The organism is Novosphingobium sp. NPDC080210 (assembly GCF_050281025.1).
In the GTDB taxonomy this organism is placed as follows: domain Bacteria; phylum Pseudomonadota; class Alphaproteobacteria; order Sphingomonadales; family Sphingomonadaceae; genus Novosphingobium.
The window spans coordinates 569926-580670 of sequence record NZ_JBNNWL010000002.1 but is presented as its reverse complement, the minus strand read 5'-3'; the positions used below and the strand labels follow the sequence as shown (position 1 = coordinate 580670).

Here is a 10745-nt window from a genome sequence, read left to right as displayed (position 1 = left end):
CGAAACCCGCACAGACTCCATGATCCCGGCGGACTTGTTCAACCCCAGTTGAATAACGACCCGGGACCCATGCGTGGGACCGGTGCAACGGTTACGTTACAAACAACCTACGCTGCACACGCTGGCCGCGCACTTTCCAGAATTTTCGAGGGATCGATCAACGGAATCAATTACGACTTTTCAGCGCTTCAGGCCGAAATGGGTAGCTGCTTCTCCGGAAACTCCGCCTTCACAATCAATGGCGAGGTTTTCACCCTGCTGATGGGAAATTGTACACCTGATCGACTGGAAAAATTATTCGACCAAGTGGGATTACCCAATCCCTTCGGCAATGCTGTCGGCCAAAACAAGATAGTGCAGAATTGGTGTGGCGAGCGGAAGGCGGGAAGAGCGGCCAATCGAGCTAAGGATGAGCTAGAACGTCAAATCGCGACACGCAATGACCTTGTGCACGGTTTTGCTTCGAAGGATGTCGTTCTTCACGATGTAGAACGCGCTGCCCTGTTTTTTGGCTGTCTTGTCGAAGCATATACAGATCTTGCTGAAAGCGTGCATACGTAGCCATCGCCCCCAGTAACACTCAGCTATTTGCAGTCGCCGACGATCGAAACCGGAGGGTTCGCAAACGGCTGAATTCGAGCCCTACTTCGCCGTTTAAGTGTACGGCAGATTTCAGTGGACGTTTTTTCGCCGGGAGCGACGGCTGTGTCAGCGCCTTCAACCCACTCTGTTCAAACTGCCTCAACCGTAATACTCCTTGGCGATGCCTGGCATCGCCACCCTCGCCCAACTTCAGAATCTCCTCCGCGGACAAGGCGTCCGCACGGCCTATGTGAAGCTGCTGTCGCCCAAACAGGATAACGACAAGAACCAGATCTACCTGGGCGGTGGTCTCGACGGCGTTACCAACCTGTTTCCCGCGACGATCGAGGTACGCTCGGCGAGTACCAGCACGGCGAAGCGTAAGTCCGCGATTGGCAAACCCAAGCTGGAGGCACGGGTCGAGTTTGCCTGGTTAGGCGGAAATGGCGCCCGCTACGACGCGCCAAACACCCGGATCATTGACTACTTCCAGTATCCAGAAGTCCGCATGTCCGGTTTCCTCAATGGCTGCGAGGCAGGGCCTGATGCACTTCGGCGCAGACTGTTGGGAGATTTCGGACGGCGTATTCTTGTCATGGGTACAGCCTCTGACGGCAAGGTCGTCGGTGTTGTCCTGACCGAACGCGACGATCCACTCGTCGCAGACTTTCCGGATCTACCGCTGGTGGCGGCCCGCGGCGTGCTGCGTGTCCTGATGGTCGACGGCGAAGCCGGAGCTGATCCGGCCGAGCAGCTACGCCATGAATTGACGGCCATCGTTCGCAGTGGATGGCACAGCTCACGGATCAACCGTGGCGGCAGGATTGAGCCGTTCACGGGCTCACAGGGCGGCGGATACACCCTCGAGGCATTGCTCGGCGTGGCCGCTAACGGGAACAAGGCGCCTGACAAGCACGGCTTCGAGATCAAGAGCTTCTCCGGTAGCCGCATCAGCCTGATGACCCCGACACCGGATCTCGGTTTCCAGGGCACGCACAACTTCCGCGAGTTCATGGAGCGCTTCGGACATCCAGCCGTCAATGGTGACGGTTCGCGCCGCTTTACCGGCCTACACAAGGCGGGTGCTGTCAATGCCAAGACTGGTCTTGAACTCCGCCTCACCGGCTATGACTGTTACAACGACAAGTTCGGTGATGCTGCCGACGTATCTGTCCAACTCTACCACGTCGAGACCAATGAGGTTGCGGCAGCCTGGTCGCTCGAGAAGCTGGCTAATTGCTGGAACGCCAAACACGCTAATGCACTCTACATCACCTTTCAGAGCCGCAATGGCGGAGACGGTCTGGCCGAATACCAGTACGCGTCGAGCTGGCTGCAAGGGCGCGGCACCGATGTCTGGAGGTTATTGCGGGCGATCGACCGTGGGATCGTTTTCTATGACCCGGCTGATACCATCTACGCGGACAACCGCGCCAAAGTCCGGCCGCAGTGGCGGATCAACTCCGGCCAGCTTCCGCAAGCGATGGCATTGCTCTATGCTGAAGCATCGACCGTGACGGTCTGATCTCTGCCAATACTGGTCTGGATATCCGTGCCATCAAGGAAGGTCGCACAGGCGGTGAGCACCTCTTCAAGCGGCATCTTCTCGCGCCCTTTGAGAGCGCACTCCCAGACATTGAGGACACGCCACCCCTGATCGAGCAGCTGGGCTGTAACCCTCCTGTCTCGGGTGATGTTGCCGCCAATCTTGCTTCGCCAAAACTCCTCACGCGTAGAAGGCCAGCGGAACAGCGCGCAGTCATGGCCATGCCAGAAGCAGCCATGGACAAAAATTGCGGCCCGCCGCCCCGGGAACACCAGATCCGGCTTGCCAGGCAATCCCTTCACATGGAGCCGATAGCGAAAACCCAGCGCGTGCAATCCCCGCCGGATCAGCATTTCGGGCTTCGTGTTGGCAGGCCCAATGCCGGCCATCATCCGACTTCGAACCTCCGGCGTTACGATGTCAGCCAACAGCGCGCTTTCGTGCGGGCGAAGATGACAGTCGGTCGATCTCCAGCATCTGCTTGATCGACGGCTCCATGAATCGTGCAATGGCTTCAATGACCGGCACGACCACTGCGTTACCAAACTGCCGGTAGCCCTGAGTATCCGACACCGGGATATGCCACTTCCGGTCGCCATGCTCGAAACCCATGAGGCGGGCACATTCGGTCGGGGTCAGACGACGCGGGCGGGTTCCCTGCTGCCCGATCAGGATCTCGGAACCGTCCTTGTGGTAGCGAGCCGACAGCGTTCGGGCGACGTCCTTCTCGCCAAACAGGCTGTAACCAAAGCCATTGCCAGCCTTCTCATGCTTGGCTCGATAGGCTTGCAGATAATCCCAGAGCTTTGGCGTCAGGGTATATTTTGAATCGACCTCGTTGTGGGACAGCAAGATGTCGCCCAGCTTCGGCCATTCCTTCTGAGGCGGGATCATCTTGTCGAAGTCCTCGAAACTGAACCCGACGTCCTGTCGGAAGCCTGCGATGAAGATGCGTTCGCGCTTCTGCGGAACCCAAGGCTCCGAGCTCACCACACGATAACTGATCGCGTAGCCCAGCTCATCCTCGAGGGTACAACGGATTACCTCGAAGGTACGGCCCTTGTCATGACGCTGCAGGTGCTTGACGTTCTCAAGCAGGAAAGCAGACGGCCGGTGATGCCGCAGGATCGCCTCGATATCGAAGAACAGGTTGCCCTGCTTTTCATCGGCAAAGCCGTGCGCACGGCCGAGCGAGTTCTTCTTCGATACTCCTGCCAGCGAAAACGGCTGGCAGGGGAAGCCCGCAAGCAGGACATCAAACTGGGGGATCTTCGATGGATCGGCACCATAAGGGCGGATGTCGCCGACCATCACGTGATCTTCGCTCTCAGCAAAGTTCTTGCGATAGGTCTCGTTCGACCAGCGATCCCATTCGCTGGTGAACACGCACTCGCCGCCGATCGCTTCGAACCCGAGGCGCAGGCCACCGATGCCGGCAAAAAGGTCGATAAAGCGGAATGCGGGCTTGGTCCGCTTGGCCGAACGTTTGCTCGCAATCTCCCGCATCCGCTCCATGGCCAGCTTGGTCGGAGCAACCTCGTCTGAAATGTAGCGACGGATCTGGCGCGCGGACACGCCCAGCTCGGCTTCAGCTTCTTCCAGCGACAGTCCCGACCTCTTGAACAAATCTTCAAAACTGGCGGTCCAGTCGTTCATAGAAATCCCTTTCAAGCATGTCCGGAGATAACCGGGTCATTTTTTGACGGCTTGGCACAGAGATTCCCAGAGGACAAGTCCTTTTTGTTCTCTTTTTGTTTTTGCTGTGGACAGGCGAAATGTGTATGCAGTCCGCCTCAACAAACAGGGGGGAGCCCACACCGTGAACAATAATGACCTGGCCGACGCCATTGCAGAAGCCAATGGCCTGACGAAAGTTGCTGCACGCAAGCTGGTTGGCGACATTTGCGAAGCTATCGCCAGCGCCGCCGCAAAGGGCGACGAAATCTCGCTGAACGGCTTTGGCAAGTTCAAGGTCAAGGCGAGCGCGGCACGCGAAGGTCGCAATCCAGCTACCGGCGAGACCATCAAGATTGCTGCATCGAAGAAGCTGACCTTTGCTGCCGCCAAGGCCGTCAAGGATCGCCTGAACGGCTAATTATCTCGGCCTGTCCTTGGGTATAGCAACCGAGGACAGGCTTGGCCTTGCTTGGTCGAGCCTAGTGGATCAGCAATGGCGTCAGCTCAATATTTTTCCAAGCTCGGATTGTAAGTCTGGCTGGCGAATTCGCTGAGCACCGAGCGCGCCGTTCGAACCGCACGTTTCGCTTGTTCGGTCGCGACATCTGCGACACTCGTGTCGTCTTTGGCCAGCAGCGCGATAGAACGATAGAGGACGGCCATCGCTTCCCGGACTAGGCCGAGCGTGTGGACGTCTGCCCAGAAATCTCCGAAATCGCGCTTCCTGATCTCGCCCTCCCAGCGCGGGTTCCGCATATACGCGAGCGTGTCGCCCATCTTCAGTGGAACTCCGTGTGCGATATTGTGCCGAACCACAAAGCCTGAGTTTGCCGCCGAGCACCATGTTGCAACAAACGCCCGATGATCATCAGCTGTCAGTGCTTCGCCATAAGTCTCCAGCATACCGATGAGGTCGCTGATCTTCTTAGCGTCCGTGTCGGGCCTTATGCCCTTCGGATCGATGCCATGTAGCCGCCAAAGGGCGCGCTCAAGGAAGTATTCGATCGCACCCGCGAACGTAATGATCGCGGCGATCTTAGAACTGACCTCGGGAGTCAGCCCCAGATGCACTTGCAGTAGATCTGCTTGCCCATAGTCCTCCATAACGCTGTTTACTTATCTATCGTCTTTGTCGTCTGCAATGCGCCAACCACAGGAGCGCATGATCGAAAGGCGACTTTTTCAGGACAGCAGTCCGAACGGTTGAATAGCACCTTTTGTCAGTGTAGCTCCCCGTGCCGCCGGTTTTAGCCATCCCGCCTCACCGGAAATCTGCCTCAACGGTACGGACCGTCGATCCATCAAAAACCCAAGAAATAAGGCATATTTTTTGACCGTACCTTTTCAGACGAGGTTCGGTCGAAAAGAGACAGGCGGGCTTCTGAGACCAATTTAGCCGGAATTCGCGGTCTCAAAGGTTCGGTCGCCCACGCGAAAACGGCGCAGAACTGCGCCATTTCGAAGCCCAAAAATGGGATTATCATTCTTTTTCAATTAGATAGTGGCGGAGAGGGTGGGATTCGAACCCACGGTACGGTTGCCCGTACACCGCATTTCGAGTGCGGCGCATTCGACCTCTCTGCCACCTCTCCGCGAGATCGCCGTGCGAGCCAGCCTTGGGCCGGTTCGGTCGAAGAACGGCGCGGTTAGCGGAACATGGGGCGCTTGCCAAGCCCCTTGCGCGTCGTTTTTGGGGACGCCGGACGCATGTGCCGTTGTTTCGCCGCATCTGTGCGCCTATATTGGCATTCATGGAACGCGCTTCCTTCTTTTCTCCGCAAGCCGGCCGCGACATTGACGCGCCGCGTTTTGCCCGTGCCCGCTTTGGCATTGGCGACGTAGTGCGGCACAAGGTGTTCGATTTCCGCGGGGTGGTTTTCGATATCGACCCGGTCTTCGCCAATAGCGAGGAATGGTACGAAGCGATTCCCAAGGAAGTGCGCCCGAGCCGCGAACAGCCGTTCTATCACCTGCTCGCGGAAAATGGCGAAACCAACTACATCGCCTATGTCAGCCAGCAGAACCTGCTAGCCGATTCCGATGCTGGTCCGGTCGATCATCCCAACGTGGCCGAACTGTTCGAAGAGTTTGACGGCGCGCGCTATCGCCTGCGCCGTTCGATGACTCACTGAGCCGGTTCAGCAGCCCCAGCTACAGACCAGCGCCGAACCGCCCTCGCGCGTTTCGATCTGCATCGAACCATCGCACGAACCCGGCTTTTCCATCAGGGTATATTCCGGAGCCAAGGGCGCATTGAAGCCAAGCCGCGCGAGGGTCTTGCGGACCTTTTCGGCCGGTTCAAGGAAGTTGATCGTGCGGGTATCCGAACCGTCGCTGTCCGGCGGATAGTACCGGCTTGTGGTGATCCGGCTGACCTTCAGGCCGTGCCAGGTGGTCTCCTCGGGCAAGCGGATCTGCGCATCGGCGACTTCGGCCTGATACTGGTCCTTGCGGCTCTTGGCGGTGATTTGCAGCGGTTCGACAAAGGCATCCAGGGCGATGGTCAGGCCCTGCCCGCTGCCCAGGTTCATGCCCGCCTCCAGCTTCTTGTAGACGCGCTCCAGCGTGTCACCGGCCTGGCACTGCGCCGGAAGCGAGAACTCCAGCGTGCCGTCGAGGGCGACCGGCGTCTGCGTGGCCAGCGCGGCATCGGTGGCCAGATCGGCACCGGTTGGAATGCTCGACGCTTCGATCACCGGCTCCGCCGCCTTGCGCTCGGGCAGGATGCCCGCACCGAACCAGGCTGCTCCGGCGACCACCACCGCGACCACGGCAGCTCCGGCCAGCAGCGGCAGGCGCGATTTGCGCGGCTCCGGGCCGTCATCGGCATCGGAGGCATTTCCCTGTGGCTCACGCGCCAGCAGCTTGGCCTTCTCCGCTTCGAACTCCGCATCGGTAAGCGCCCCGCTTTGATGCAGGCGGGTCAGTCGCTCAAGCTGATCGATCCAGTCGCTCATGAAATGCCTTTTCCAGGATTAGACGGTGGGCCGATTGCCCGCTGCGAGACAACAGCCGGATCAGCTCTTGAGTTTCCAGCCGCTGCGCAGCAGGGCGTAAAGCACCAGCCCCAGCACCAGGTTGAGCACGCCCAGCCCGATCGCGCCGTGCAGCACTGCCAGGTTGGTACTGCCAATGTCGCTCTGCCCCAGGAAGCCGAAGCGGAAGCCTGAAATGACGTAGAAGAATGGGTTAAGCCGGCTGATCGTCTGGAACGCGGGCGCCAGGTTGTCGATCACATAGAACGTGCCCGACAGCAACGACAGCGGGGCAATGATGAAGTTGGTCACGGCCGCGTTGTGATCGAACTTCTCCGCCCACATCGAGGTGATCAGCCCGGCAAAGGCCAGCATGACCGAGCCCATCAGGCCGAACCACACCACGGCCCAGGGATGCGCGATGGTAAGGTGCACGCCCGGCCACAGCAGCATCGCCGCATAGACTGCCAGACCGACCAGCACGGCGCGGGTGACGGCGGCGGCGGTCATTGCCAGCATCAGTTCACCCTCGGAGAGCGGGGGCATCAGATAGTCGATGATCGTGCCCTGGATCTTGCCGGCCAGGAAGCTGAAGCTCGAATTGGCAAAGGCGTTCTGCATCATGCCCATGACGATCAGGCCCGGCGCGACGAAGGTGGGGAAGTTCACCCCCAGGATTCGCACCTCGGCCCGCCCCATCGCGACGCTGAAGATCACCAGGAACAGCAGTGTCGTTATCGCCGGTGCCCAGATCGTTTGGGTCTGCACCTTGATAAAACGGCGCACTTCCTTCATATAGAGAGTCCACAAACCCAGCCGGTTGATGCCGGAAAAGTGGGATTCTCCCTGGGCCGGAAAATTCATTTTCCCCGTGCCATTCGCTGCGGGGGCTGGGTTTGAGCCATTCGGGCTGGGAAAAGATTGATCGGCCATGCTGTTGCGACTATCCGCAGCCTGCGCCATTGGCAAGTTTGCGGCGCGCTGCCGCACAGGAAAGTAAGTCATGAGCTGGACCGAAGAACGGATCGAAAAGCTGACCAAGATGTGGGAAGGCGGTGCAACCGCCAGCCAGATCGCCGATGAACTGGGCGGGGTCAGCCGCAATGCCGTGATCGGCAAGGCGCATCGCCTGGGCCTGAAGGCACGCCCCAGCCCGGTGAAGGCAAATGACAAGGAAGCAGCCGCGCCCGCGCCCAAGGCGCCCAAGGCCGAGGCTGCGCCGCGCCCCGCACCGGCACCGCGTCCAGCACCGGTTGCGCCGCGCGCGGCAGCTCCGGTTGCGGCGCCTGCTCCGTCGGAAAACGCCGCTCCTGCACCTGCACCCGGTCCGCGCATTGTCTCCGTCGGTCCGGGCGGATTTCTCCGTCAGGGTCCGGGCGACCAGCAGGCCCCCATCCCGCCCGCACCGCCGCGCCGCCTGGTTCCGGCCAAGCCGAGCCCGGAAATCGCCGACAAGACCAGCCTGCTTGACCTGAACGACCGGATCTGCCGCTGGCCGATGGGCCATCCCGGCGAGCCCGATTTCCACTTCTGCGGGGAAAAGGTGAACCCTGGCTTCCCCTATTGCGTAGAGCATTGCGGCCGGGCCTATCAGGCGCAGCTGCCGCGTGGTCATCGCCGTCCCCCGCCGCCACTGCCGTTCGGCGGCCCGCGGGTCCGTTAAGGGGCTGTAAGGCTTAAGATTGCTGCGGAGCTGCCGTTTATTGCGGCATGGCCGCGCGCGATCAAAACCTGCCCAGATCATCACGCGGCTGGCTGGGCTGGCTGGGTCTAGGTTTGTCCGGGGAAGCGCGCGAGGAGGCAAATGGCGCCGCGCAGCAAGCGCCAGCCCCGGAGCGCCGGAACCATGCCCAGGCGCGGCAGCTTGACGAAGTGGCGCAGTTCATCGTGGCGCACCAGCTGGAAGTTTCCGCTGCCAGCCTGTCCGTCGCCTACAATTACCTGAACGCAACCGACAGTAGGCTGGTGCGCGCCGTCGAACGGCGCATCCACAGCCGCGAACCCTTTACGCGCGAATTGCTGGAAGACCTGGCCGGCGACAGCAGCCGGGGCGAGGACATTGCCACGCTCAACCAACTGGTCGAGCGGCTGGAAACCTCGATCGACGAACTGGCCACGACCAGCCGCGATGCGCACAGTGCCACCAGCCGGTATCACTCCGCGCTGAAAGAGCATGTGAGCGAACTGGAACACGCGAACAAGACAGGCGGCGTGATTGCCGAACTGGCGGCAATTGCCCGGGTCATGGTGCGGCGGACGCGCGACCTTGAGCGCCAGATGTTGCGCAGCGAAGCCCAGACGCGGGCACTGCGCCGGCGGCTGAGCGAGGCGCGCCGCGCATCCGAAGTCGATCACCTGACCGGACTGCCCAATCGCCGCTCGTTCGATGCAACCTACCGGGAGCAGTTCCAGCAGGCCCGCGCGGAAGCAGAGCCGCTCTGCGTGGCCTTTTGCGATATCGACAACTTCAAGGCGATCAACGACGTCCACGGCCATGAGGCCGGCGACCGGGTGCTGAAACTGGTGGCTGACAGCTTTGCATCCTTCTCCCACGACAGATGCCATGTTGCCCGGCATGGGGGAGAGGAATTCGTCATGCTGATGCGCGGAATGGCGCTGGACGATGCCTTTGCCGGACTGGATGCGCTGCGGCGGCAATTGGCGGAACGCCGCCTGGTCAACCGCCTGACCGAGGAACCGTTCGGGCAGGTAAGCTTTTCAGCCGGGATCGCCGATGTGTTTGCCTGCGGCGACCCGAGCATCGCGCTGCGCGCTGCCGACGCGGCCCTGTTCCGGGCAAAACGCAAGGGACGCAACTGCGTCGAAATCGCCCAGGCCGAAGATTGCCTGCCCCCGCTCGCCAGTTCCGCCGCTTGAAGGCACCGGGTTCAGGCTGACTTGCCACGCGGCAAGCGCACCGTAGCCCGCGTAAGTCCATTCGCGCAGTCTATTGCAAACGTTCCGCCGCATTGCACCGCCAGCGCAGAAGACAGCTTCAGGCCCATGTTCGTTCCCTGAAGCGCTGCGAAATCCGCGGGCAGGCCTTTGCCGTTGTCGGCAATGCAGACCACGATCCAATCCGCTTCATAACGCGCATCCAGAGTGATCGCGCCGCCCCGATCGGGAAAGCCGTGCTCGATCGAATTGGCGACGGCTTCATAGACGATCAGCGAAGCGGGTATGGCCAGTTCCGGCCGCATGTCGAGCGCGGGCTCGACCCTGATTTCATAGGTCACGTCGTCCCGGGCATAGCTTTCCAGGCAGTCCGCAATGACCCGGCCCAGCAAGTCGTCCACCGCCTGTCGCTCGCCATCGGGATCGTACAACTGACGCTGGATCTGGCCGATCAGCTGCACCCGGTCAGCCGCCTCCTCCAGCGCTTCGATCGCGGAAGGGTCTGACAGTTTGCGTTTTTGCAGCGATAGCAGGGCGCTCACCACCTGAAGATTGTTGCCGACCCGGTGCTGTAATTCGCGGAACAGCGTCTCGCGGCTTTCGGCCAGCCTGCGGCTCACTTCGCGCGCATCGTTCGCCCGCTGGATTGCCAGTTGCAGGAACCGGATCAAGGTCAGGCTGACCGCAATGACTGCTGAATACAGTACGAGCGCGAAGGGAACCCCGACTCCCAGGGCAAAGCCCACGCCGGGCAGGAAGAAATACCATGCCAGCAGCACCCCGATGGTTCCGGCCAGAACGCCGGCGCGAATGCCGTACAGCACCGCAGAGGCAATGATTGCCGGATAGAACATGGTGAAGGGCAGCCCGGTGGGCATGAATGGCAGGAGCAGCAGGCGCAGCCCCAATGCGATGCCCATCAAGCCCAATGTCGCGCTGAAAATGACCCAGGGCCGGTCCTGGGCAAGCGGAAGCCGCTCCCACCATTTCTCGGTTCCCGCCACAAATCCTCGCCCAAAGAAAAAGGGGCCGCGTTTGCACGCGACCCCCTTCTATTAGCAGACTTGCGT

The 10745-nt window shown here is 60.7% G+C and carries 12 protein-coding genes and 1 tRNA gene; 6 read left to right on the top strand and 7 right to left on the bottom strand.

Features of this window, described 5'->3' with window-relative positions; genetic code table 11:
- On the top strand, nucleotides 1-561 hold a 561-nt coding region (locus ACQKOE_RS09030), incomplete at its 5' end, for a hypothetical protein (protein ID WP_427512476.1).
- 202 nt (nucleotides 562-763) lie between these two features.
- Nucleotides 764-2107, top strand: a complete 1344-nt coding sequence (locus ACQKOE_RS09025; protein WP_427512475.1) for an MvaI/BcnI family restriction endonuclease — start codon at nucleotides 764-766, stop codon at nucleotides 2105-2107.
- Here the strand turns inward: ACQKOE_RS09025 and ACQKOE_RS09020 are convergent.
- Nucleotides 2077-2556, bottom strand: coding sequence for a very short patch repair endonuclease (locus ACQKOE_RS09020; RefSeq protein ID WP_427512474.1), 480 nt, complete (start codon nucleotides 2554-2556; stop codon nucleotides 2077-2079). The two genes, ACQKOE_RS09025 and ACQKOE_RS09020, sit on opposite strands and share 31 nt — an antisense overlap.
- Complete coding sequence (gene dcm / locus ACQKOE_RS09015; RefSeq protein WP_427512473.1) at nucleotides 2549-3784, bottom strand: DNA (cytosine-5-)-methyltransferase; 1236 nt, start codon at nucleotides 3782-3784, stop codon at nucleotides 2549-2551. The genes ACQKOE_RS09020 and dcm overlap by 8 nt, the downstream gene beginning before the upstream one ends.
- 163 nt (nucleotides 3785-3947) lie before the next feature.
- On the opposite strand from dcm, the gene ACQKOE_RS09010 reads away from it, so the two are divergent.
- Nucleotides 3948-4223 (top strand): HU family DNA-binding protein, encoded by a 276-nt coding sequence (locus tag ACQKOE_RS09010; RefSeq protein WP_427512472.1) that lies wholly within the window; start codon nucleotides 3948-3950, stop codon nucleotides 4221-4223.
- A gap of 86 nt (nucleotides 4224-4309) precedes the next feature.
- Here ACQKOE_RS09010 and ACQKOE_RS09005 read toward each other — a convergent pair whose 3' ends face one another.
- Nucleotides 4310-4909, bottom strand: coding sequence for a hypothetical protein (locus ACQKOE_RS09005; protein WP_427512471.1), 600 nt, complete (start codon nucleotides 4907-4909; stop codon nucleotides 4310-4312).
- Between the two features lie 398 nt (nucleotides 4910-5307).
- A tRNA-Ser gene (locus ACQKOE_RS09000) sits at nucleotides 5308-5397 on the bottom strand.
- A 159-nt stretch (nucleotides 5398-5556) separates the two neighbouring features.
- Between ACQKOE_RS09000 and hspQ the strand changes: the two genes are divergently transcribed.
- Nucleotides 5557-5937, top strand: coding sequence for a heat shock protein HspQ (gene hspQ, locus ACQKOE_RS08995; protein WP_427512470.1), 381 nt, complete (start codon nucleotides 5557-5559; stop codon nucleotides 5935-5937).
- A 6-nt stretch (nucleotides 5938-5943) separates the two neighbouring features.
- Here hspQ and ACQKOE_RS08990 read toward each other — a convergent pair whose 3' ends face one another.
- Together ACQKOE_RS08990 and ACQKOE_RS08985 are read right to left on the bottom strand one after the other, a co-directional pair.
- Nucleotides 5944-6762 (bottom strand): SHOCT domain-containing protein, encoded by an 819-nt coding sequence (locus tag ACQKOE_RS08990; RefSeq protein ID WP_427512469.1) that lies wholly within the window; start codon nucleotides 6760-6762, stop codon nucleotides 5944-5946.
- A 60-nt stretch (nucleotides 6763-6822) separates the two neighbouring features.
- The gene (locus tag ACQKOE_RS08985; RefSeq protein ID WP_427512468.1) at nucleotides 6823-7713 is read right to left on the bottom strand and encodes an ABC transporter permease; all 891 of its coding nucleotides are present in this window, start codon (nucleotides 7711-7713) and stop codon (nucleotides 6823-6825) included.
- Between the two features lie 70 nt (nucleotides 7714-7783).
- On the opposite strand from ACQKOE_RS08985, the gene ACQKOE_RS08980 reads away from it, so the two are divergent.
- Complete coding sequence (locus tag ACQKOE_RS08980; protein WP_374589077.1) at nucleotides 7784-8443, top strand: GcrA family cell cycle regulator; 660 nt, start codon at nucleotides 7784-7786, stop codon at nucleotides 8441-8443.
- Nucleotides 8444-8490: 47 nt separating this feature from the next.
- Nucleotides 8491-9657 carry a diguanylate cyclase gene (locus ACQKOE_RS08975; protein ID WP_427512467.1) on the top strand — a complete coding sequence of 389 codons (1167 nt, stop codon included), beginning with the start codon at nucleotides 8491-8493 and terminating at the stop codon, nucleotides 9655-9657.
- Between the two features lie 11 nt (nucleotides 9658-9668).
- Here the strand turns inward: ACQKOE_RS08975 and ACQKOE_RS08970 are convergent, their stop codons facing one another.
- Nucleotides 9669-10679, bottom strand: coding sequence for a sensor histidine kinase (locus ACQKOE_RS08970; RefSeq protein ID WP_427512466.1), 1011 nt, complete (start codon nucleotides 10677-10679; stop codon nucleotides 9669-9671).
- Between the last annotated feature and the right edge of the window lie 66 nt (nucleotides 10680-10745).